The organism is Ruegeria sp. R14_0 (genome assembly GCF_017743975.1).
Lineage (GTDB): Bacteria > Pseudomonadota > Alphaproteobacteria > Rhodobacterales > Rhodobacteraceae > Ruegeria.
Genome location: NZ_JAGHRC010000002.1, coordinates 134,081 through 154,973 on the forward strand (window position 1 = coordinate 134,081; position 20,893 = coordinate 154,973).

Annotated in this window: 24 protein-coding genes; 11 read left to right on the forward strand and 13 right to left on the reverse strand. The window is 57.8% G+C overall.

Features of this window, described 5'->3' with window-relative positions; translation table 11 throughout:
• The first annotated feature begins 100 nt into the window (after positions 1-100).
• From J7416_RS06690 to J7416_RS06705, 4 genes are all read left to right on the forward strand, one after another.
• Positions 101-580: an SRPBCC family protein gene (locus J7416_RS06690; RefSeq protein ID WP_209223962.1), complete on the forward strand. Its 480-nt coding sequence runs from the start codon at positions 101-103 to the stop codon at positions 578-580.
• Between the two features lie 80 nt (positions 581-660).
• Positions 661-2,847, forward strand: coding sequence for an excinuclease ABC subunit UvrB (uvrB, locus tag J7416_RS06695; protein WP_209223963.1), 2,187 nt, complete (start codon positions 661-663; stop codon positions 2,845-2,847).
• Positions 2,848-2,877: 30 nt separating this feature from the next.
• Positions 2,878-3,744: a hypothetical protein gene (locus J7416_RS06700; protein ID WP_209223964.1), complete on the forward strand. Its 867-nt coding sequence runs from the start codon at positions 2,878-2,880 to the stop codon at positions 3,742-3,744.
• A gap of 155 nt (positions 3,745-3,899) precedes the next feature.
• Positions 3,900-4,607, forward strand: a complete 708-nt coding sequence (locus tag J7416_RS06705; protein WP_209223965.1) for an ORF6N domain-containing protein — start codon at positions 3,900-3,902, stop codon at positions 4,605-4,607.
• On the opposite strand, the gene J7416_RS06710 is transcribed toward J7416_RS06705, so the two are convergent.
• The 3 genes from J7416_RS06710 to J7416_RS06720 all read right to left on the reverse strand — a co-directional run bounded on the left by J7416_RS06710 (position 4,604) and on the right by J7416_RS06720 (position 5,837).
• The gene (locus J7416_RS06710; RefSeq protein WP_209223966.1) at positions 4,604-4,957 is read right to left on the reverse strand and encodes an MmcQ/YjbR family DNA-binding protein; all 354 of its coding nucleotides are present in this window, start codon (positions 4,955-4,957) and stop codon (positions 4,604-4,606) included. The two genes, J7416_RS06705 and J7416_RS06710, sit on opposite strands and share 4 nt — an antisense overlap.
• A 50-nt stretch (positions 4,958-5,007) precedes the next feature.
• A complete protein-coding gene (locus tag J7416_RS06715) occupies positions 5,008-5,298 on the reverse strand; it encodes a hypothetical protein (protein WP_209223967.1) in 291 nt (96 codons plus the stop codon).
• 98 nt (positions 5,299-5,396) lie between these two features.
• Positions 5,397-5,837, reverse strand: coding sequence for an excalibur calcium-binding domain-containing protein (locus J7416_RS06720; RefSeq protein WP_209223968.1), 441 nt, complete (start codon positions 5,835-5,837; stop codon positions 5,397-5,399).
• 111 nt (positions 5,838-5,948) lie between these two features.
• Between J7416_RS06720 and J7416_RS06725 the strand changes: the two genes are divergently transcribed.
• Positions 5,949-6,440 carry a pyridoxamine 5'-phosphate oxidase family protein gene (locus tag J7416_RS06725; RefSeq protein WP_209223969.1) on the forward strand — a complete coding sequence of 164 codons (492 nt, stop codon included), beginning with the start codon at positions 5,949-5,951 and terminating at the stop codon, positions 6,438-6,440.
• On the opposite strand, the gene J7416_RS06730 is transcribed toward J7416_RS06725, so the two are convergent.
• Complete coding sequence (locus J7416_RS06730) at positions 6,437-6,844, reverse strand: universal stress protein (protein WP_209223970.1); 408 nt, start codon at positions 6,842-6,844, stop codon at positions 6,437-6,439. The two genes, J7416_RS06725 and J7416_RS06730, sit on opposite strands and share 4 nt — an antisense overlap.
• Before the next feature lie 65 nt (positions 6,845-6,909).
• Positions 6,910-7,236: an antibiotic biosynthesis monooxygenase family protein gene (locus tag J7416_RS06735; RefSeq protein WP_209223971.1), complete on the reverse strand. Its 327-nt coding sequence runs from the start codon at positions 7,234-7,236 to the stop codon at positions 6,910-6,912.
• A 134-nt stretch (positions 7,237-7,370) separates the two neighbouring features.
• Here J7416_RS06735 and J7416_RS06740 point away from each other — a divergent pair, with 134 nt between their 5' ends.
• A complete protein-coding gene (locus J7416_RS06740) occupies positions 7,371-8,033 on the forward strand; it encodes a hypothetical protein (protein WP_209223972.1) in 663 nt (220 codons plus the stop codon).
• A 23-nt stretch (positions 8,034-8,056) separates the two neighbouring features.
• On the opposite strand, the gene J7416_RS06745 is transcribed toward J7416_RS06740, so the two are convergent.
• From J7416_RS06745 to J7416_RS06765, 5 genes are all read right to left on the reverse strand, one after another.
• Positions 8,057-10,345 (reverse strand): glycosyl hydrolase family 28-related protein, encoded by a 2,289-nt coding sequence (locus tag J7416_RS06745; RefSeq protein ID WP_209223973.1) that lies wholly within the window; start codon positions 10,343-10,345, stop codon positions 8,057-8,059.
• A gap of 135 nt (positions 10,346-10,480) precedes the next feature.
• Positions 10,481-10,882 (reverse strand): DUF4864 domain-containing protein, encoded by a 402-nt coding sequence (locus tag J7416_RS06750; RefSeq protein WP_209223974.1) that lies wholly within the window; start codon positions 10,880-10,882, stop codon positions 10,481-10,483.
• Positions 10,883-10,930: 48 nt separating this feature from the next.
• Positions 10,931-12,505: a lysine--tRNA ligase gene (locus J7416_RS06755; RefSeq protein WP_209223975.1), complete on the reverse strand. Its 1,575-nt coding sequence runs from the start codon at positions 12,503-12,505 to the stop codon at positions 10,931-10,933.
• A 121-nt stretch (positions 12,506-12,626) separates the two neighbouring features.
• The gene (locus J7416_RS06760; RefSeq protein ID WP_209223976.1) at positions 12,627-12,980 is read right to left on the reverse strand and encodes a 4a-hydroxytetrahydrobiopterin dehydratase; all 354 of its coding nucleotides are present in this window, start codon (positions 12,978-12,980) and stop codon (positions 12,627-12,629) included.
• Positions 12,981-12,987: 7 nt separating this feature from the next.
• Entirely contained in the window at positions 12,988-13,788 is an 801-nt protein-coding gene (locus J7416_RS06765) for a phenylalanine 4-monooxygenase (RefSeq protein WP_209223977.1), read from the reverse strand.
• Between the two features lie 108 nt (positions 13,789-13,896).
• On the opposite strand from J7416_RS06765, the gene J7416_RS06770 reads away from it, so the two are divergent.
• Positions 13,897-14,364 carry an Lrp/AsnC family transcriptional regulator gene (locus J7416_RS06770; RefSeq protein ID WP_209223978.1) on the forward strand — a complete coding sequence of 156 codons (468 nt, stop codon included), beginning with the start codon at positions 13,897-13,899 and terminating at the stop codon, positions 14,362-14,364.
• An 81-nt stretch (positions 14,365-14,445) separates the two neighbouring features.
• Positions 14,446-14,868 carry a tellurite resistance TerB family protein gene (locus J7416_RS06775; protein WP_209223979.1) on the forward strand — a complete coding sequence of 141 codons (423 nt, stop codon included), beginning with the start codon at positions 14,446-14,448 and terminating at the stop codon, positions 14,866-14,868.
• A gap of 2 nt (positions 14,869-14,870) precedes the next feature.
• Here the strand turns inward: J7416_RS06775 and dacB are convergent, their stop codons facing one another.
• The 3 genes from dacB to J7416_RS06790 form a co-directional block, all read right to left on the reverse strand.
• Entirely contained in the window at positions 14,871-16,349 is a 1,479-nt protein-coding gene (gene dacB / locus J7416_RS06780; RefSeq protein WP_209223980.1) for a D-alanyl-D-alanine carboxypeptidase/D-alanyl-D-alanine-endopeptidase, read from the reverse strand.
• Between the two features lie 66 nt (positions 16,350-16,415).
• Positions 16,416-17,036, reverse strand: a complete 621-nt coding sequence (locus tag J7416_RS06785) for a nicotinate-nucleotide adenylyltransferase (protein ID WP_209223981.1) — start codon at positions 17,034-17,036, stop codon at positions 16,416-16,418.
• Positions 17,037-17,068: 32 nt separating this feature from the next.
• Entirely contained in the window at positions 17,069-17,452 is a 384-nt protein-coding gene (locus J7416_RS06790) for an MOSC domain-containing protein (RefSeq protein ID WP_209223982.1), read from the reverse strand.
• A gap of 545 nt (positions 17,453-17,997) precedes the next feature.
• On the opposite strand from J7416_RS06790, the gene ettA reads away from it, so the two are divergent.
• The 3 genes from ettA (at position 17,998) to J7416_RS06805 (ending at position 20,800) form a co-directional block, all read left to right on the forward strand.
• Complete coding sequence (ettA, locus tag J7416_RS06795) at positions 17,998-19,665, forward strand: energy-dependent translational throttle protein EttA (protein WP_010442471.1); 1,668 nt, start codon at positions 17,998-18,000, stop codon at positions 19,663-19,665.
• A 167-nt stretch (positions 19,666-19,832) separates the two neighbouring features.
• Complete coding sequence (locus J7416_RS06800; RefSeq protein ID WP_209223983.1) at positions 19,833-20,408, forward strand: hypothetical protein; 576 nt, start codon at positions 19,833-19,835, stop codon at positions 20,406-20,408.
• Positions 20,409-20,593: 185 nt separating this feature from the next.
• Positions 20,594-20,800 carry a cold-shock protein gene (locus J7416_RS06805; RefSeq protein ID WP_039523244.1) on the forward strand — a complete coding sequence of 69 codons (207 nt, stop codon included), beginning with the start codon at positions 20,594-20,596 and terminating at the stop codon, positions 20,798-20,800.
• Positions 20,801-20,893 lie beyond the last annotated feature (93 nt).

Consider the following 20,893-nt stretch of genomic DNA (forward strand, 5'->3'; position numbering starts at 1 on the left):
GGGACAAGGTGGCAATTGTCGCGGTTGTTGAGACACCTGATGACAGAAACTGGCAACAGGACTGTTTATCAATGTAACACCCCATGAAAAGGACACCGACATGATCCACCACGATAGAAGCCTGGACATTGATGCCCAACCGCATGCCATCTGGTCCATCCTCAGTCGCTTTATGCATATCGATGAATTCGCGCCGCAGGTCACCTCGGTCGACGCATTGACCACTGGCAAAAATGGCGTCGGCTCGAAGCGACGTTGCCACTTCGAAAACGGAACCTCCCTGGTCGAAGAAGTAACTGATTGGCACGTCAACAAGGGATACCGGGTACGCCTGTCCGAAATGGCAGCCATGCCGTTGACCGAAGGCCATGCAGAGATCAAAATCGAGCCCCTGGCAAACGGCCGCTCGCGTGTGATCTGGAGCATGGACTACCAAATGAAATACGGCCCCTTGGGGTGGCTTATGGGTCAAACCCTGATGAGAGCCATGATGGGCCGCGTTCTGGATGGCAACCTGAAAGCTCTCGCAGACAAAGCGCAGGCAGACGATATCCCCTACATGCAATTTGCCTATTACTGAAACTGACTTTCCAGACCGGATCAGGTCTTGCAGTTGGACAAAATAAGAACAACTGTAAGGGCCTGATCCGGAGCCTACCCATGCCATACGCCCATTCCGACAAGACCCAACTGACCGCCGAAGACGTCCGCGCGCGCCTGAAACTCGAAGGCGGCAAGCAGTTCGTGATGCACACGGAATTTGCCCCTGCCGGCGACCAGCCAACAGCGATCAAGGAACTGGCCGGGGGTGTTATGGACGGGGAACGCGATCAGGTTCTGCTGGGCGCGACCGGCACAGGCAAAACCTTCACCATGGCCAAGGTGATCGAGGAAACGCAGCGCCCCGCAATCATCCTCGCGCCCAACAAGACGCTGGCGGCGCAGCTCTATGGTGAGTTCAAAGGCTTCTTCCCCGAAAACTCGGTGGAATACTTCGTATCCTACTACGACTACTACCAGCCCGAGGCCTATGTGCCGCGAAGCGACACCTATATCGAGAAAGAATCGCAGATCAACGAACAGATCGACCGGATGCGCCACTCGGCCACGCGGGCGTTGTTGGAGCGGGACGACGTGATCATCGTGGCGTCGGTGTCGTGTATCTACGGTATCGGTTCGGTGGAGACCTACGGGGCGATGACGCAGGACCTGAAGGTCGGAAAAGAATATGACCAGCGGCAGGTGATGGCCGATCTGGTCGCCCAGCAATACCGCCGCAACGATCAGGCGTTTCAGCGTGGCTCCTTCCGGGTGCGGGGCGACAGTCTGGAAATCTGGCCTGCTCACCTTGAAGACCGCGCCTGGAAGTTTTCGTTCTTTGGGGAGGAGTTGGAACAGATCACCGAGTTCGACCCGCTGACCGGAGAACGCGCCGCGACGATGGAACAGGTCCGGGTCTACGCGAACTCGCACTACGTGACGCCGAAGCCGACGATGCAGCAGGCGATCATCGGCATCAAAAAGGAACTCCGCATCCGGCTGGACCAACTGGTCGGCGAGGGCAAACTGCTGGAGGCGCAACGGCTGGAGCAGCGCACCAACTTCGACCTCGAGATGTTAGAGGCCACCGGCGTCTGCAACGGGATCGAGAACTACTCGCGCTATCTGACCGGCCGCGCGCCGGGCGAGCCGCCCCCGACCCTATTCGAATTCATCCCCGACAACGCCATCGTGTTTGCCGACGAATCCCATGTCAGCGTGCCGCAAATCGGCGGCATGTACCGGGGCGACTATCGGCGCAAGTTCACGCTGGCCGAACACGGGTTCCGCCTGCCCTCCTGCATGGACAACCGACCCCTCAAGTTCGAGGAATGGGACGCCATGCGCCCCCAATCCGTCTTTGTCTCCGCCACCCCCGCGAAGTGGGAGATCGAGCAGACCGGCGGCGTCTTCACCGAACAAGTGATCCGTCCCACCGGCCTGCTGGACCCCGAGGTCGAAATCCGCCCCGTGTCGATGCAGGTGGACGACCTGCTGGACGAGGTGCGCAAAGTGGCCGCCAACGGCTTCCGTACGCTGGTCACCACGCTGACCAAACGTATGGCCGAGGACCTGACCGAATACCTGCACGAACAGGGCATCAAGGTGCGGTACATGCACTCGGATATCGACACGCTGGAACGCATCGAAATCCTGCGCGACCTTCGCTTAGGGGCCTTCGACGTGCTGGTCGGCATCAACCTGCTGCGCGAAGGCCTCGACATCCCCGAATGCGGGCTGGTCGCCATTCTGGACGCGGATAAAGAGGGCTTCCTGCGGTCGGAAACATCCCTGATCCAGACCATCGGCCGCGCCGCGCGGAACGCCGATGGCCGGGTGATCATGTACGCCGACAAGATCACCGGCAGCATGGAGCGCGCCCTGAACGAAACCAACCGCCGCCGCGCCAAGCAGATCGCCTATAATGAGGAACACGGCATCACGCCCGAGACGGTGAAAAAGAATGTCGAGGACGTTCTGGCCGGTCTCTACGAAGGCGACGTCGACATGAACCGCGTCACCGCCACCATCGACAAACCGATGCACGGTGCGAACCTCGAGGCGCATCTGGACGGTCTACGCGACCAGATGCGCAAAGCCGCCGAGAACCTGGAATTCGAAGAGGCCGCCAATATCCGGGATGAGATCAAACGTCTGGAAGCGGTCGACCTCGCCGTCGCCGACGACCCCATGGCGCGGCAGTGGGCGGTCGAGAAAGCCTCAGAAGACGCGGTGAAATCGCGCGGACGGTCAACGGCTGGCAGGCCGGGGCAGCGGGGTGGGAATGTGAAGCGGCGGAAGCGGTGAAATCTGCCTAAGCGGTATTGACGCCACCCGATGCAACTATATCGTGCGCACGATTTGAATGCGTTGGGGATTGAAAATTTGGATTTTCTTAAAGACTTGTCGGAAGCGTGGTCTCAACGCCTGCGAAGCCCCATTATTGGATCAATTGCGATTAGCTTTTTTGCAGTTAACTGGCAGCCCATATGGTACCTTTTGTTTGCCGACCGGCCAGTTCGACAAAAATTTCTCTACTTTGATGCGAACACATCATTTTTTTCGCTTGCCGTATTCCCAGTATTAGCTGGCGTTATACTCGCCATGGCAACGCCTTGGCTCAGGACACTTGGGGCTTGGTGGGCACAACGGCCTAACTTGAGGATGAATAGTATACAACACAAAGCTGCTCATGACCTAAAGGTCCTTGAGATTTTGATGGAGACGGAACGAGTTGATGCCGAGGCAAACTTGCAAGCCAAGCAGGAGCGAGCAAAGATTGAAGCTGCCAGACGGCTTGAAGAAGCAGGTGAAGTTGGCGGCGAGGAACTAAAGGAAGATATAGAAAAAGACCGCCAGTCAAATAGCGGTGATCAATTCAATGATCGCGGATTTTTTGGAAACATTAGGGATTGGTCTGGTATTTTATCACCGGTTGCGAGTCAGTTTTTGACGTCTGCGTCGCGGGGTGATGGACTGATAATATTCGATAAAACCCTTGCCGGAACGAAGGTGTCGGCCGGCAAACGTTCTTACGGACAGCATCGTATTGGCCGAGAGCTGGCTAACCTTGAATCTGCGCTGGAGGAGTTGAAAAGATTCTCGCTCATTAAATCGCAAAACGCTAGTGGTACACATTTCGTATTAACTACAGACGGTTATACTGCGGCAGATCAGCTGGAGAGATCTGACCTCTCTGACTAAGCCTGCTTTTTTCGATCAATCTTGTTATACCCAATCTCCGTCGCGTCATGCCAAGAGAATTTTGCTCGTTCCCAACATACTCCCACTCCACCCTTGCACCCCGCCCCACCCTCCTCCACGTTTGAAATCACAATTTGTGATTCCAAACGGCTGCCATGACGAACTCCAACACCCTACCCAGCACGCATGAGGTCCAAAGCGCCATTCACAGGGTGCGCGATACTCGCGTGGTGCTGGCCGAGGATCTGGCGCAGTTCTACGGAAAATCCGTCAGTGCCTTCAATCAGGCGGTCTCGCGCAACAAGGACCTGTTCGAGGGCTACCGTTTTCAACTGACCGATGCCGAGGTCGCCGATTTGCAATCACAAAATGTGATCTCAAAACCCAAGGGCCGCGGCGGGCGGCGGGTCAATCCTTGGGTCTATACGGACTACGGCGTGGCCATCGCCTCGGCCCTGTTCAAGGACCCGCGCGCGATCAGGATCACCCGCATGATCACCGAAGCCTTTGTCGACGGTGCGAATGCTCTGGCCGAGACACCACGCAGCGTGCCTGAAATCCTGCCGCCCGAAGACGCCCCTGCCCCTTTGCTGCCCAATGGCGAGCAGTTGCGTGATCTGGCCGAAAACATCCTCGACTCCGGGCAGCAGAGCCTTGTCGATTACATCGCAAACCCCACCACCAAGCGGCAGCAGGCGGTGGCGGTGATCATGAAGACCCTCGCCGAAACCGCCGGTGAAGAGGTCCGCACCCAACAGGAACGCCTGCGCCTGCGCATCGCCGAGCGTCTGGCGACCGGTGACTACACGGACGATGACGACCGCAAGGGGCTACTAGAACTTTTGCAGGCGATGAAGAGTTAAACGCCCAGTTCGGCCCGCAGCTTTTTGGTCAGCTTGGCCACGACCAGATCATAGGACGTCACGATATGTTCGCGCAGCGAGGCGTCGCTCATCCCGCGCTCTTCATAGACCTGCAGCCACTTCATCCCACGTGAGGCCAGATAGGGCGCTGGGCGGATGCCGGGTTCATCGCCCAGCACCTCAAAGGCCAGATCGGTGGCCTTGAAGGTGAACGCATCCGCACCCTCGTTCCAGCCGCAGATCGCAAAGACCTTGCCGCCCACTTTCCACACGTCCGCGTTGCCCCACTGCACAACATGGCTGGTGGCTTTGAGGCTGGCGCAAAAGTTGTTGAACTCGTCGCGGGTCATCGCCCCTACTTTGGCGATTGGCCGGGGTTTGGCAAGCGCCGGGTGGCGCTTTATCCCTTGTCCCAGTGAACCACGACGTCGAACCCTGCCGGCGCAGGCGGGCCTTCGAGGAATTCCGCAAACTGACCCCAAAGCTCGGTCACTTTGGGGGCGTTGGCATTGGAAAGTTCTTCGCTTTGAACCACCGCGACGACGAAACCGCTGCCGTCTTCGTTCATGGCATTGGTAAAGCTGTGCATGCCCTCCATGCCCATGATCTGGTCTTTCAGTTCATTCATTCTGGCTTCGGCTGCATCGCGCATGCCGGGCTTCATTTTGAACTGTGTGATGCGTGCGAACATGACTTCTCCTCCCTCATTGGGCGAAATCCCCGATGACCGCCGGACTGGCGCGTCGCGTGCAGTCTACCACACTCTGTCAGATTCCCGGATCAGTCCGCTCAGGGCCGCACGAATTTGGCCGTGCCCAACTGCCGCGATTGCTGAGCTTCGGCTGGTTGGGGCGATTGCGGAGCCTCGGCTGATTGGGGAGTCGCAGCTACGGGGGCAATCGTGCCGCAGGCAACACCATCCCCATCCAAATCGTTGCGCGCGTGATAGCCCGGCTCGCCCTCGCGGTAAGGGCCGGGCACCAATGAACCGGCCGTATCGCAACTCACCATCGCGATCAGGTGGAGCAGCGCCTCGTGGCTCTCGAATTCAGAGGTCCGCAGGTACACACCGACCGCAATCGCAGCAGTGGTTGCTGGTAGCATGAGAAGCATCAGGATAATGCGCACTGGCGACAAGGCCCGTCTGCGCTGGGCGTCCGCACGGCGATGCCGTGCCGAGGTTCTTGTGCATTTCTTCGGCCTGTCCAGATCGGGATCATTGTGTTCCATGCATGAAGCCTTAGATCGAATTTATGGCAAAACCGAGACCCGCCCCCTCGTACCTTGACGAAGAGGGATATAGGGTCTGGTCAGAAATCAACAGCGACGGCAAACACCCAGATGACAAAGACTGACCCGTATCGCCCAGTTGACGAAACCGCCCGTCAAATGGCCCATGATCTGATTGAGGGGGCCAGTTACGGTGCACTGGCCGTGTTGCGTCCGGATACCGCCTTGCCGTCCGTTTCCCGCGTGGCTCTGGCGACGGATGAGGACGGCCGGCCGGTCACGCTGATCTCAACCCTTTCCGATCACACACGGGCGTTGCAGGCCAACCCTAACTGTGCCCTGTTGGTTGGTGAGCCTAGCGAAACCGGCGATCCGCTGACGCACCCGCGACTGACGCTGCACGCCACCGCCCGTTTCGTGGCCCGCGGGACCGACGAACATGATACGCTGCGCACGCGGTATTTGCGCCTGCGTCCGAACGCGAAGCTCTACATGGATTTCGCCGATTTCGGCTTCGTGCGGTTTTCTGTGTCCGATGCCGTTCTGAATGGCGGATTTGGCAAAGCATGGCGCCTTACCCCAACTGATATCTGGCCCGCTTAGCGCACTACATGAACGGCACAGGCCGCGTGGCGCACGACATGGTTGGCTGTTGAGCCCAGCAGCAGATCCTGCATCCCTGGGCGGTGAGACGCCAGAATGATCAGGTCAGGCTTATGCTCATCAGCCCAATCCAGAATGGTGCGACCCGAGTGGCCCTCGACCAATACGCCTTTGGCGTTAGGCAGCTTTTCCGCCAAAGTGTCCAGTTCTGTATGCAAGGCCTTGCGCGCCTCGGACAGATATTCAGGCGGCATGTAAGAAATGGCATAGCTCGGGATATGCTCGACCACGTGTAGCAGGGTGACCTGCGCATCTGGCGTCGAAAGCACTTGGGCCAGCTTCAAGGGCCCAGAGACGTCTCGTTCGGCATCAAAGGAAATCGGGACAAGAATGTTGTGATACATGACGCGCACCTCCGTTTTCATACCTAAAACCTGCACCAGGTCAGGCAGTTAGGCATTGATCCAGATCACGCGCCGCCAAAAGTCTCAGCCACGTCGTACATCACGGGCTCAAAGCTTTTGCACAGCTCGTTGATCTTGCGGTTACGGTCCCGCATCTCCGGAGTACGTAGCATGGCCAAAAAGTCCTCGCGGCTTTGCCATTGCGAGTAGTTGGCTATCCGCGTCTGGGCATCGTTCACATGCAGACCAGCGGACACAAAACCCGGCTGCTTCGAGATAAACTCGGAATAGGCATCCGTCAGCGCCTCTAACAAATCCTGACAGGTGCCGGGCGTCATTTCAAAGGTTGTGATGACAGTCTGTACGCTTGCGTCTTTGGCGATGTTCGGCATCTGGATTCTCCTTTGTCTCGCTTAAGTTTAACATAGGTTGCCCAAAGGTCTCGCCTTTCCTTTTCATGTCCGAAGACCGCGAAGGACGGTTAAATCCTAACGATCCGTTAACCATGCTAGCGGATGCTGCGCGCATGCGTTGGGTTTCTTGCATTCTGATATGGATTTTTGCGGCTTCGCCCGCATGGTCCGGCGCGTGGTTACGCGATAAGGGCAGCGCCTTTGTGTCAGCGGCCGCGACGGCTTTCGAAGACCAGGACCACGGCTACGATTACAAAGCGTCGCTTTACGCCGAATATGGGTTGCGGGAAAACCTTACACTCGGGCTGGATATCGAGCAGAACCGCGACATTTACGGGCACGCCCTGATCTTTGCGCGGTTGCCCGTTGCTGATTTCGATAATGCTGGCCGCTTTGCCGCCGAGTTTGCTGTTGGCGCGCACCACCAACAAATCCGCGCCTGGGCGGTGTACAAGGCCACCCTGTCCTATGGCAAAGGGTTTCAAACCGGTTGGGCCAGTGGTTGGGTCGCAATTGATGCTGCGTTGGAATACCGAACACATGACGCACTGTACCGCAAGTTGGATCTGACGGCTGGATTATCCTCTGCTCGTTTGATCAACCCGCTTTTGCAGATCGAAACTGCGTACCGCAGCGACCGCCCTTTGCATTGGAGGGTCAGACCCTCGATCATGATCCGCGCAAAGGACAGCTCGAGGACTTGGGTTCTGGGTCTGGAGCGCAATGATGCCCGCAAGAACACGGGCATCAGGCTAGCGCTTTGGAACACGTTCTGAGGTTCCGTCAGAGGCGCCCCCGCTCAGTAGTCCATGCGCATCATGGTTGAGACCGAACCGCTCAGCGGCAAGGGCCAGCGCAACTGAATGTTGTCCTGGTTAGCCCCCTGCTCCAGCTCGACATAGGGCGTCGCGTGTACGATCTGCGCACCTGCGTTCTTCAGCGGACCCAAGACGGTCACCGCATCACAGCCCCGTGCCTTACCGCCAAAGGGCAGACGACCCCCGGCAGAAATTGACCAGACTGACGAAGCCGAGTTCTGCGAGCTTCGGATCCGAAGCGGGTTTTCGACCTTCGCGTTGATGCCGTTGAATGTATTGTCCTCGAAAATCACGTTCAGATGAGCCGAATGGTTCAGATCGGCAAAACTGGTATCGACGCGCTCGGCCCGATCGATACGACCACTGCTTGAGCGGAACTTGTTTCCCGTCACAACGACTCCGTTCAGGTAGTGCCCCCCGCCATGCGGTCGGATAACGATCTGGCTGAACCATGGCGCGACTTCGTTCGCATAAAAAATGTTGTCCGAGATTGTCATCGAACTGAAAGAGTAGCCGCTGGTGTAAACGGGGTTCGCATCGCGTTCGTTCGTCCACTCGACAAAACAGTTGTCGACGTAATTCTCGGAAATGGTCGAGCTGTTGTAGGTCCCGATCATGATCAATCCAGCACTGCGAACTCCCTGTGGGATGCGGTCACCCTGAAAGAAGTGGTTGCCCAACACCAAATTGTTCGTCCCCGCCAGAACGGCAAAATGTAGGAAGCGCACAGCGCGATTGTGGCGCAGCTTGATGTCGTTGGCGTTAGCATTCAATGCGATGGATTTGCGATCCGGAACGTTGAAGGATTCTTCGGTCGACAGAAACTGGCAATTGTCGATCAGCATACCCTGACACCCGGTTCCATGCGATGTGATACCGCGGTCCTTTGGACGGCTGATAAAGCAATTCGTCACCGCAAACGTGCTGCCTGAAGGCGCAAGCCGGATTGCGCTGCACCGGCCATTGCACTGGAACTCGATCTCTTCCATGCCGAACTTGCGCAGCGTGCTGAACCCGCTGAAATCAAGAAGGTATTTGAATGACTGAAAGGTGAATGTCTGCGTGCCCGACGCATCATAGATCGGATCGTTCAGCGTGATTTCACCCGCCCCGACATCCTTGGACCGGACATAGATCTCGCGCCCCACACCGTTGCCCTGGACCAGCGCACCGACCGGGATGTTGGCGATGTTTTCGACATTGGTCAGCTTGGTGGCGTCAGACGGGTTGTACGTGGCGACCGAGGTGAAGGTCTCGGTATCCCAGGCCGAGCTGTTCTTGACATCAAATTGCCCGTTGCGGATCACGCGCCGAGTCGAAAAACCACCTTGCCGGTTCGGAACCGCAGCAGCCATGTCTATCGGTGCCGTGACCGAGACTTTCCGACCACCCATATCCAGCGATTCATGGTCAGAATTGTTCAGCAGCGCCTGAAACGCTTTTTTGAACGCCAGCTCTTCGTCTCCAAATGCCGAGATATAGGCCGGCAGATCGAAATTCTTGGTTAGCAAAAGCATCTTGTCGTCGGGCATCGTGATCGTGCCCTCGAAATCCATCTCAGACGCCATCGAGGTGTTCTGCGCCAGAAGATATGCACCCTTCGGGACATAAATCCGACGTCCGCTGGCTGCCTGATCGGCCGCCTCAAACGCGGCGGAATCGTCGGCAACGCCATCACCAATCGCGCCATAGTCCCGTACATCGACCGTGCTGATCATTTCGCGCAGGAAGATACTGGTTGCGTCCGTGATCTGAATGTCGTCCACGCGAATTACCGCGCCATTCGCGCCTTCGATGTTCAGGCCAAAATGACCATAAAGCGCGGCGACACCCCACGGCATATCCACGCCGGATCGTTTGCCGGTACCGACAATCGCGGTGATTTCGTGCACCGTGCCGTAGCCTGACAATTGGGTCACCGGGCCCTGATCCACCACACCCGTGACCTGCTGATCGCTTGCACCACCAGCCCAGGCGGCAATACGCACCTGCGGCAAGGGACCACTGATCGCCTTTACCCGCGCCTTGATCCGCAGATAGCAGCCCGGGATGAGAGGCGTTTGACCCATATAGCGCAGCTTTTGCGTGGCCTGCACCTTCAGAATTTCAAGACAGCCGCCGAAATCCGGATCTGCTGGCACAAAAGCTCCGATGCCAGAGCCTTCGTAGATCGGCGAACCCGGTGTTCCGTCGCCTCTGGACCAAACGTTTAAACCATTTGCAAAAGCAGGCGGCATGAAAACGATGCCGTCGGTGATTGCCTTGTTCATAGAAATCCCTTTCCCAAACGCGCACAACGGGTGGCCGCGCGCACAAACCCAGTGTCCGGGGCTGCCCGAACGCAAATGCCTGAGTAGTGAAAAGGGGTTAACCGCCGCTCATATCACCGTGACGGTGGTGTTGCGCTAGGCGGCTGGATCAGAATTGCCCAAAAGCTGCACACCGTTGATCTTCCAGCCGTTTTCCTGCTGCACCATTTGATAGTCCAGAATGTGCACTTGTCCGTTGCCATCCGTGATCATGACCTTTTGCCATAAGGCACCGGCGATTTCGCGAAGTTCAAGAAACCTCACCTCGGCGGGTCGCCAGACCATGGGATAGCCATTGCGGACCATGGCTCCGAAATTCTCGGGCGTCCGAAACAAGTTTTGGATGTTGGGGCTGGCAAAGGTAAAGGCGGTGACAAAATCATCCGCTTCAAACGCCTCAATCTGCGCCGCGATGTTGGCTTCGATCTCATCACTCTGGGCAAACGCCCCGGATGCCAGTCCAGCGCTGAGTGATAGGGCAAGCAGTAAGCGACGCATGGGGCCACCTCCTGACGAAAGGGTAGCCCCACGCGGTACCAGGTCAAATCAGACTAGTTCTCCGGCCAGCGCTTTGTCGATCAGGGCGATGGTTTCCGGCACGCCATAAAGCGCGATGAACCCGCCAAAACGTGGGCCTTGTGACGCGCCCAGCAGCACCTCATAGAGCGCGGTGAACCACCCCCGCATCGGATCGAACCGCTCGCGTCCGATGGAATAGACCACCGATTGCAGCGCCTCATCCTCGATCGGGCCATCATAGCTTTCAAGCGCGGCTTTCAAAGCCTCCAACGCTTCGCGTTCCTGATCGGTCGGCGCGCGGTGCTGACGGGTGGGCTTCACGAAGTCGTTGAAATAGCGCACAGCAAAGCCAGCCGCCTGATCCAGATCAGGATGCGTCTCGGCAGTGGCTTGCGGGGCGTAGCGTCGGATAAAGCCCCACAGCGCCTCTTTGTCTTCGGCACCCGATACGGACGCGAGGTTCAGCAACATTGCGAAGGGCACCATCAGAGTGGATTCCGGCACGTTGCCACCGTGGATATGCCAAACGGGGTTGTTCAGCTGAGCCTTCAGATCCTGCCCCGGATAAGCCCGCAATTGCTGGTGGTACTCATCCACCGCCTTGGGGATCACATCGAAGTACAGACGCTTGGCCGTTTTGGGTTTCTGATACATGAAATACGACAGGCTTTCAGGCGCGGCATAGGTCAGCCACTCCTCCATCGACAACCCGTTGCCTTTCGACTTCGAGATTTTCTGGCCCTGCTCATCATTGAACAGCTCATAGCTCAACGCTTCGGGCGGCTGTTTGCCCAGCGCTCGACAGATTTTCGACGACTGCGTGACCGAGTCGATCAGGTCCTTGCCCGACATCTCGTAATCGACGCCCAGCGCCGCCCAGCGCATGGCCCAGTCCGGCTTCCACTGCATTTTGACGTTGCCGCCGGTGACCGGGATCTCGACCTTTTCGCCATCGGGCTCCTGATAGACGATCGTGCCTTTGGCAACGTTGCGTTCCAATGTCGGCACCTGCAGCACGTGGCCGGTCTTGGGGCTGATCGGCAGGAAACACGAATAGGTTTCGCGCCGCTCGGGCCCAAGGGTCGGCAACATGATTTCCTGAATCTTGTCGAACCGCTCCAGCGCGATCAGCAACGTCTCATCAAACTTGCCGCTGGTATAGTAATCGGTGGCCGAGGCGAATTCGTATTCGAACCCGAAACTGTCCAGAAAATCGCACAGCATCGCGTTGTTGTGCTGCGCAAACCCCGCGTGCGTGCCGAACGGATCGCGGACCTTGGTCAGCGGCAGATGCAGGTCTTGTTTCAGTTCTTCCTGCATCGGCACGTTGGTCGGCACCTTGCGGAAACCGTCCATGTCGTCCGAGAAGCAGATCAGCTTGGTCGGGATGTCGCTGATCTGTTCGAACGCATGGCGCACCATCGACGTCCGGGCGACCTCACCAAAGGTGCCGATATGCGGCAGACCCGAGGGGCCATAGCCGGTCTGAAACAGAACATATCCCTTTTCCGGAGCGCCCTTCTGATAGCGTTTGAGCACCCGGCGCGCCTCTTCAAAAGGCCAGGCCTTAGACGCAATCGCGGTTTCACGCAGTTCAGACATCAGATTTGCTCCATCGGGAAAAACACTGCCGGTCGCCCCATGCAACCGACCGGCCCCTCCTATTGTGCCGGTGCAGCATGAGTCAATAAAGCGGGCTGTTTTTCCTGATAGAAAGGCCGGTTTAGGCGGTCAACTGATCCAGTTTAGCGGCCCAGATAAAGTCATTCTCGCTGAGCCCGCCAATCTCATGCGTGGTCAGTTTGACATCCACGTACCCCCAACCAAAACAGACGTCAGGGTGATGCCCCTGCTGGTCGGCCAGCCAGACGCACAGATTAGCCAGATAGGTCGCTTTGGCAAACCCTTTGAATTTGAAATGCCGCCTCAGCATCTTTGCATCCGCGTCCAACTGCCAATCCGATGACAGCTGGGCCATGTGAGCGTTGGCCTCATCGCATGTCAAAGCCGGCACGCCGCCAGAGCAGGGCACACAGGTTTTGTCCGACAGGCTGCAGGTTTCTCCGGTAAGGGTCATGATCTGTTCACTCCGCTGCGGTTGCTTTTTCAGGGAACTTGTTCGGCAGCAATCCAAGGGATTGAGCTTGCCGCACGTCGGCCAGCAGGTCGCGATCGGCGGCTGCAAACAATTCCTCGGGCGACTCTAACACGAAATAGCCCATCTGATGCATGTCGATGCGGTAAGGCGTTCGCAGGATCGTCAGAACATCGAACGGATCGCGGTCAGGAAGATCGCTCTCGACGGCGTAGACCAACTCGGTCGGCGACGAAGCAAGCCCCGACCCAAGTGCCTTGATCTGGCCGTTCTGTCGACGCAGCCCAAACTCGATCGAGAACCAATACAGTCGGATCAACCAAGAATAATCCTTGTCGCTCGCCTGAACGCCAGCCTTCCCGATGGCATGACTGAATGCCGCGAAACGCGGATCACTCAGCAACGGCGTGTGGCCGAAAATCTCGTGAAATATGTCGGGCTCTTCTATGTAGTCGAAATCCTCACGCGACCGGATGAAAGATGCGGCCGGAAACACCCGGTCGGCCAACATTCCAAAAAAGGTTTTGAAACCGATCAACGCGGGCACCGGCTGCACCCGCCAATCGGTCAGATCCAATAGCCGTTCGGATATGTCAACGCAGGACGGAACAGAGGTTTTCGGCAAGTCCAGTCGCGCCAACCCGTCCAGATAGTCCTGCGCCATATATCTCTGAACGTTTTCCTCTTGGGCCGCGTAAAGATCGGCCCAAACAGCGTCCTCTTCCGGTGTGTAGGCAATATGGCCGCGCGCATCAGCGACTTTGGCGACATATTTGGTCGACTTGGGCATCACTTTTCCTCCTTGGGAAAAGTTTAGCGCTGTTGGCCGGAAAGTTTGGTTTGGAATAACGCTTCTTCACTAGTATTTTGGTCAATACATGTCACTGAGTTACAATTTATGAAACAAACACTTCAACCTGCCGACATTGCCATTCTGCAGGAGCTTCAAGCCGACGGTCGCCTGTCCATGCAGGACCTTGCTGATCGCACAGGACTGTCCGCGTCCCAATGCTGGCGGCGCGTGCGGGATCTTGAAGCCGTCGGCATCATCGCAGGCTATACGGCACAGGTCCGCGCAAAATCCGTTGGGTTGAACGCAATCGCCTATGTCCACGTGGCGCTGCGGGAACACCAGGAGGACAGCATAAACGCATTCCTGCGCCTGATCGAAACCGAACCCCAGATCGTCGAGTGTGCGTCAATAACCGGTGATCACGACTTTATCCTGAAGGTCTATGCCAAAACCCCTGAAGAGCTTGAGCACTTCATCATGCAGCGCCTTTTGAAATCCGGTCTGGTCCGCGACACGCGCAGCAATTTCGTGCTGCGCCAAACCAAAACCCGCGGGCCATTGCCCATTCTCTAGCAGCGGCGACGCGAAATCCGTTGAACCCACGCGCTGGCCCACCTATCGTGCGGGCGCAGAAAGCCTAATCAGGACGACACCATGAACGATCAAGTACCTCACCCGATGTCCCCTCAGGATTGCCTTGTTGCGATCATGGTTGCGATCTCTGCCTCTGACGAAACCATCCGGACGGCCGAACTGGTCAAAATCGAAGGCGCAGTGAACATGCTTCCGGTATTTGCGGAATATGACATCGACCGCACCCGCCGCGTTTCCCAAATCGTGTTTGACCTGTTCGAACAAGTAGATGGATTGGACGCCCTGTTCGGCCTGATCCGAGACAACCTGCCAGAACGCCTGCACGAAACAGCTTATGCCCTCGCCTGCGATGTAGCAGCGGCAGACGGATCGCTGGCCGAGACCGAGTTGCGGTTGTTGGAAGAAATCCGGTACGAGTTGAACATCGATCGCCTTCACGCCGCCGCCATCGAACGTGGTGCCCGAGCCCGCCACACCACCTGACCTCAGCTTCCGGCCATTGACCCCCAACGCTCGATCAAAGCGCGTTGCAGCTTGCGCGAGCGATTGTTCCAACTGCGCGCGCCTTGCGGCCGTTCACGGTTTGCGCGCGGGATCGTTGCCCGGTGGTCGACATCAGCAGTAAAAATGGCAAAGGCCAACTCTGCCCCGCCTGGCGTTGTGATGAACCCGCCCAGACCGGATACGAAATTCAGCGTCCCGGTCTTAGCGTCGACTTTGATCGGGTGGTTCTTGACGGGGCGCCCTTGACTGTCCGCTAGGGTGAACTTCTTCAACAGTGGCCTCAAGGCACCCGCCTGTTTTGCAGCGACCAAAGCCGTCACCAAATCACCCGGTGCCATACGCGAGGCATCGCCGAGGCCCGAATGATCCACCATAGCGATCCCTGTCACGCCATAGGTTTCAGCCGCCCAGCGATTCATCTCGGCCGCGGAATCCTGCAGCGTTTGCAACTGTGCCCCGCGCGCGCGCGACGCAGCCATTCCAACCATTTCAGCCGTCAGGTTGGTCGAGTACTTCAACATACCGCGCAGAATACTGTCCAATGGATCGCTTTGGTGCACCACCAGCACCGTTCCCTGCGGCGCTTCGCGCGTCACCTGCACCCGACCCAGCACAATTCCATTCGCGCGCGCCAGGGTCTGGAAAACGTCACCCGCGTAAAGCGCGGGTTTGCGAACCGGCAACCACCGCGCGCCACCATTGCCAAGCGCGCCCTTGGCCACGGTCCAGCGATCCTGTCGCGCGCTGGGTTCATAAGTATAAATTGGCAGCTTGCGGGTCTCTACCTGCATCGAGGCCATTTCGACCGAAGGTTGGTACCGCGCACTACGCGCGTCCATCGTCACATCATAACGGGTGCCATCGCGCTTCCACTCGAAATGCACCCGGTTGAAATTCAATGATATTCCGCTGATCGAAGGGCTGTAGCCCAGATGATCCGGCTGCCCCGGATCAATACTGAACACATAAGGCAGAGCGCCGTCGTAAACCTTAAACGCACCCTGAACTTCGGTAATCCCGGCCTCACGCAGGTTCGCCGCCATCGTCGCCAGAGCATCCGTATCCAGCAAAGGGTCGCCGCCACCCACAAGGATCAGATCCCCTTTGATGATCCCGTTTTCGATCGGGCCATCTGCCATCAAAACCGTCTCGAACCGATAATCCGCGCCCAGAACATCCAACGCATAAAGCGCCGTCAAAGCCTTTCCGACGCTAGCCGGTGGCAACCCCTGGTCACCTCCGAATGCCTCAAGCGCCGCACCTGTTGTGGCGTCGGCTACTGCAAATACAACCTCGCCTCGCAGTCCGGCCGCCTGAACCAAACGCTCGGCCCCCGAGGGCAGGTCGCCGCGCAATTGCGGCCGCAACGACACCAATGGCGCCTCTGCCAAAGCCATGCCAGGGGCCAAAGCCGCGCCCAGCCCTGCTAGAAATCCACGTCGAGAAAACCGATTAGCCATGGGTCAGATAAAATCTCACGGAACAAATGCGCACAACCGTTGATATAGATTATGCGCGCATAGGGGCTATTCCGGCAACACCCTGCCATCCCATTCACCGCGCGCGCGGATCTGGCTCGAACTGACATCGACCATCGGTACGTTCACGAAACACCACGCAGGCGCATCGGCCCGCCCCAATAGATGCCGCGCCTGTCCATCAATCCTGTACTTGGCATAAAGCCGCGCCGCAGGCGACATGCGCGCCGAAATCCGATCGCCGGGCCGTGCAATTACGCCCACTGGTACGCTGTCCATGATCAGCCGCCAGTTCTTCCACTTGTGGAATTGCGCCAGATTGTCCGCGCCCATCAGCCAGACGAACCGCACCCCGGGATAAAGTCGCCGCAGCGCCATAAGCGTATCCGCCGTGGCCCGCGTTTTGGTCAGCGCTTCGATATCCGTGATCTCGACCCGGGGATGATCGATGACTGCCCGCGCTGCCTCGACCCGCTGGGCCAAGGGCGCCGGTCCACGAGACTTTAGCGGATTGCCGGGGGACACCAGCCACCAAACGCGATCCAACCCAAACGCCTTCATCGCCTCAACAGTTACATGCACATGGCCCCGATGCGGCGGATCAAAGGACCCACCAAACAGCCCAATCACCTGACCGGGTCGCGCGTATGGAATGTTGCATCGCTCCATCCTCCGCTGATGTTCAGAACTGAAGCGGCTTGTCAATCAACTGGTTGCACTGGATCGCCCAGCTTGACCTGCCCGGGCTGCACCACTTCAGCACACCAGCCTCCATGCCCACGCACTGCGGAGTAACCGCCCTTGCCCAGAGCCTCTTCCATCCGGCTGCACGGCGCGCAGATCACAGTAAAGCGCAGAATTGCCTCGCCCACCTGCACCTCGCGCCCCTTGAGCGCCGCCAGATTGATCCCCGAAACCACCAGATTTCGCCGAAGCACCTCAGGCGCAACCGCCTCGCGCCCCAGGTACGACCCAATCGCCGCCAGATGTTCCTGCTGGATCAAAGTCACCGCCCGCTTGCCCGCGCGGCTGCGGTCGCCAAAAAGGCCACCGTCGTAGATCATGACCTCCTCGACGTTAACCATCAAATCGCGCCGCGCAGGCCGCAAACCGATCCAGTTGACGCAGCCGGGTTGAGACCAACCGGAGACAAGATGTTTTAACAACAACCAAACCTTAGTTTGCCAAGCATGAAAAATAGACTCATGCACGTCACCACGTCGAAAGCTACCCACTTACCTTCACTTAAAAAATACCTGCGGTAAGCAATGTCTTCTGGCCGGGTGTGTGACCTTCGCGGGAGAACTGGAGGATGTATCCGATCCACAGGACGAACAGGTTCATTGTAGATCTCCGACCGTACGCGTACGGCGTCCCGATGAAACCTCTTCATTCGGTAAATTGAAAAGAAGAGCAAACTTAATCCCACAACGGCGTTTAATAGCGGAATAAATTCCATGTCTTCGCTCCTGCCCGCGCCCAAAATCCTACAAGCAGCTATCACTACTGCAGCTACTCCAAGGCTCTGCCACGTTCCATCCTTTTTTCCAACGATCCTATCCATTGCCCCCACCCCAACCATCCGCTATCACACCGTCCAACTTGATTTCCCCGACCCAGAGGACGCGACATGGCCGCCTATCAATATGTCTACCACATGCAGGGTGTCTCCAAGACCTATCCCGGTGGCAAGAAGTGCTTTGAAAACATTCACCTGAGCTTTCTACCCGGTGTGAAGATCGGTGTTGTCGGCGTCAACGGCGCGGGTAAATCGACGCTGATGAAGATCATGGCCGGCCTCGACACCGATTTCACCGGTGAGGCCTGGGCCGCCGAGGGCGCGAAGGTCGGCTATCTGCCGCAGGAACCACAGCTGGATGAAAGCCTCACCGTCCGCGAAAACGTCATGCTGGGTGTGGCCGCGAAAAAGGCCAAGGTCGACCGGTTCAACGAGATCGCCATGGAGATCGCCGAGAACTATTCGGACGAGCTGATGGAAGAGATGACCACCTTGCAGGACGCGATCGACGCGGAAAACCTGTGGGACCTCGACAGCCAGATCGACGTCTCGATGGAGGCGCTGCGGTGTCCGCCGGACGACGCCAACATTGCCAACCTCTCGGGTGGTGAGAAACGCCGCGTGGCGCTGTGCAAGCTGCTGCTGGAAGCGCCCGACATGCTGCTGCTCGACGAACCGACCAACCACCTGGATGCCGAGACCATCGCCTGGCTGCAACAGCACCTAATCGACTACAAGGGCACCATCCTGATCGTCACCCACGACCGTTACTTCCTGGATGACATCACCGGCTGGATCCTCGAACTCGACCGCGGCCGCGGCATTCCGTACGAAGGCAACTACTCCGCGTGGCTGGAACAAAAGGCCAAACGGCTGGAGCAGGAAGCGCGCGAGGACAAGTCCAAGCAGAAGACCCTGCAGCGCGAACTGGAATGGATGCGTCAGGGCCAGAAAGCCCGTCAGGCCAAGTCCAAGGCCCGGATCAACGCCTATAACGAGCTGGCCGAACAGTCCGAACGCGAAAAGCTGACCCGCGCCCAGATCGTCATCCCCAACGGCCAACGCCTTGGCGGCAAAGTGATCGAAGTCGAAGGCCTGTCAAAACACATGGGCGACAAGCAACTGATCGAAGGGCTGGACTTTGCCCTGCCCCCCGGCGGCATTGTCGGCGTCATCGGCCCCAACGGTGCCGGTAAATCGACACTGTTCAAGATGCTGACCGGTCAGGAGCAGCCTGACAGTGGCACCATCACGCTGGGCGACACGGTCGAGCTGTCCTATGTCGACCAGTCCCGCGACGACCTGAAAGACAACGACACTGTATGGGAGGCGATCACCGGCGGCGCCGAGATCATCCAGCTAGGCGACGCGCAGGTCAATTCCCGCGCCTACTGCTCATCCTTCAACTTCAAGGGCGGCGACCAGCAGAAGAAAGTCTCGCTGCTGTCGGGTGGTGAGCGCAACCGCGTCCACATGGCCCGCCTGCTGAAAGAGGGTGGCAACGTCCTGCTGCTGGACGAACCGACCAACGATCTTGACGTCGAGACCCTGCGCGCGCTGGAAGACGCGCTGGTCGATTTCGCTGGCTGCGCCGTCGTCATCTCGCACGACCGCTTCTTCCTTGACCGGATTTGCACGCATATTCTGGCCTTCGAGGGTGATGCGCATGTGGAATGGTTCGAGGGTAACTTCGAGGATTACGAAGAGGACAAAAAGCGCCGTCTGGGACCAGATGCACTAGAGCCCAAGCGGTTGAAGCATAAGAAGTTTGCGCGGTGAACGACGTTTGGCGAACCCGTGCAAAAAAGTGGCGGCGCAGCATCCGCAAGTTGTTGGCGCCACTCAGGGCACGTGTTCGGCCATATAGCGGGCAGGAAATCTGCATCATAGTTGCAAGCAATGGGCGGTCCGGAAGCACGCTGACCTATGCAGCTTTCGTAAAGTCAATGGAGGAGGTTGACCCTCTTGCCGGAAAACGGTCGGCCTTCGTTGCGCGGCTGAAGGACGCCACTTTCCAATCTCCGTGCGTTTTCAAGACACATGATTTCCCGGATGCGCTGTCTTCCTGGCCCGAAAACACCCGTGTCGTCTTTTGCTTCGGATCTACCAAGGAATCAGCATTCTCCGTATATTCCGCCAAGGAAAAATACGGCGACGCATGGGTCGAGCAGCACTTTTACAATCTGAATGCGACCGGCACCTATGATGAGCTGTTCGAACGGGATGTCCTGCAACAGGCGCGGCAGGTAAAGGAATGGGCCACCTTTGAAAGTGTCCCAGTTTTGTGCGTGCACTACGATGCGCTTTGGGAACATAAAGAGACCATTTCTCAGTTTGCCGGTTGGAAATTCGACCCACCTGAGCGTCGCGACCGTGCACCTAAAAACATCCCGGCCGAACTCAGGGCGGCTGCGGATAGGGTCTATGGTCCAATCGACGCAGTAATCGACCAATTGCCCAAGTGCTTTGTTGCTTCGTCCATTTACCGCAGAACCGTGGACGAGTTGCCCATCGACGCTTAAGCAAGACTCGCACCCCTTGGCGTGATCCTCCCTTGTCCTGCGGCCTTCTGGATGCCATATCCAAGGGGCTAACGTTTTTCTATTTCGACCTACTGTCTCCGTCATCGGCGCTCAGTCACTCGATCCAGACCGACGACGCCAGGCTGCCGCAACTCCGTGGGCAGCACTAAACAGGAGACACGGATATGCCTGCAGGCACCGTAAAATGGTTCAACACCACCAAAGGCTACGGCTTTATCGCACCCGAAGATGGCGGCAAAGACATCTTCGTTCACATCTCGGCCGTCGAGCGTTCGGGCCTGACCGGTCTGGCCGACAACCAGAAAGTCACGTACGAGCTGCGCTCGGGTCGTGACGGCCGCGAAAGCGCCGACGACATCGCGCTGGCCTAAGGCTATGAAAGGGCAGAGGTTAGCTCTGCCCTTTTCACACCACGCGGGACAAAACTGCAACAGAAGTGTGTCTCTGCGATTACATCACATTTC

Bases quoted from the DNA above. Each gene is read 5' to 3' on its own strand.
- J7416_RS06690 (WP_209223962.1), top strand. From the start codon at position 101: ATGATCCACCACGATAGAAGCCTGGACATTGATGCCCAACCGCATGCC.
- uvrB (WP_209223963.1), top strand. From the start codon at position 661: ATGCCATACGCCCATTCCGACAAGACCCAACTGACCGCCGAAGACGTC.
- J7416_RS06700 (WP_209223964.1), top strand. From the start codon at position 2,878: ATGCAACTATATCGTGCGCACGATTTGAATGCGTTGGGGATTGAAAAT.
- J7416_RS06705 (WP_209223965.1), top strand. From the start codon at position 3,900: ATGACGAACTCCAACACCCTACCCAGCACGCATGAGGTCCAAAGCGCC.
- J7416_RS06710 (WP_209223966.1), bottom strand. From the start codon at position 4,957: ATGACCCGCGACGAGTTCAACAACTTTTGCGCCAGCCTCAAAGCCACC.
- J7416_RS06715 (WP_209223967.1), bottom strand. From the start codon at position 5,298: ATGTTCGCACGCATCACACAGTTCAAAATGAAGCCCGGCATGCGCGAT.
- J7416_RS06720 (WP_209223968.1), bottom strand. From the start codon at position 5,837: ATGGAACACAATGATCCCGATCTGGACAGGCCGAAGAAATGCACAAGA.
- J7416_RS06725 (WP_209223969.1), top strand. From the start codon at position 5,949: ATGACAAAGACTGACCCGTATCGCCCAGTTGACGAAACCGCCCGTCAA.
- J7416_RS06730 (WP_209223970.1), bottom strand. From the start codon at position 6,844: ATGTATCACAACATTCTTGTCCCGATTTCCTTTGATGCCGAACGAGAC.
- J7416_RS06735 (WP_209223971.1), bottom strand. From the start codon at position 7,236: ATGCCGAACATCGCCAAAGACGCAAGCGTACAGACTGTCATCACAACC.
- J7416_RS06740 (WP_209223972.1), top strand. From the start codon at position 7,371: ATGCGTTGGGTTTCTTGCATTCTGATATGGATTTTTGCGGCTTCGCCC.
- J7416_RS06745 (WP_209223973.1), bottom strand. From the start codon at position 10,345: ATGAACAAGGCAATCACCGACGGCATCGTTTTCATGCCGCCTGCTTTT.
- J7416_RS06750 (WP_209223974.1), bottom strand. From the start codon at position 10,882: ATGCGTCGCTTACTGCTTGCCCTATCACTCAGCGCTGGACTGGCATCC.
- J7416_RS06755 (WP_209223975.1), bottom strand. From the start codon at position 12,505: ATGTCTGAACTGCGTGAAACCGCGATTGCGTCTAAGGCCTGGCCTTTT.
- J7416_RS06760 (WP_209223976.1), bottom strand. From the start codon at position 12,980: ATGACCCTTACCGGAGAAACCTGCAGCCTGTCGGACAAAACCTGTGTG.
- J7416_RS06765 (WP_209223977.1), bottom strand. From the start codon at position 13,788: ATGCCCAAGTCGACCAAATATGTCGCCAAAGTCGCTGATGCGCGCGGC.
- J7416_RS06770 (WP_209223978.1), top strand. From the start codon at position 13,897: ATGAAACAAACACTTCAACCTGCCGACATTGCCATTCTGCAGGAGCTT.
- J7416_RS06775 (WP_209223979.1), top strand. From the start codon at position 14,446: ATGAACGATCAAGTACCTCACCCGATGTCCCCTCAGGATTGCCTTGTT.
- dacB (WP_209223980.1), bottom strand. From the start codon at position 16,349: ATGGCTAATCGGTTTTCTCGACGTGGATTTCTAGCAGGGCTGGGCGCG.
- J7416_RS06785 (WP_209223981.1), bottom strand. From the start codon at position 17,036: ATGGAGCGATGCAACATTCCATACGCGCGACCCGGTCAGGTGATTGGG.
- J7416_RS06790 (WP_209223982.1), bottom strand. From the start codon at position 17,452: ATGGTTAACGTCGAGGAGGTCATGATCTACGACGGTGGCCTTTTTGGC.
- ettA (WP_010442471.1), top strand. From the start codon at position 17,998: ATGGCCGCCTATCAATATGTCTACCACATGCAGGGTGTCTCCAAGACC.
- J7416_RS06800 (WP_209223983.1), top strand. From the start codon at position 19,833: ATGGAGGAGGTTGACCCTCTTGCCGGAAAACGGTCGGCCTTCGTTGCG.
- J7416_RS06805 (WP_039523244.1), top strand. From the start codon at position 20,594: ATGCCTGCAGGCACCGTAAAATGGTTCAACACCACCAAAGGCTACGGC.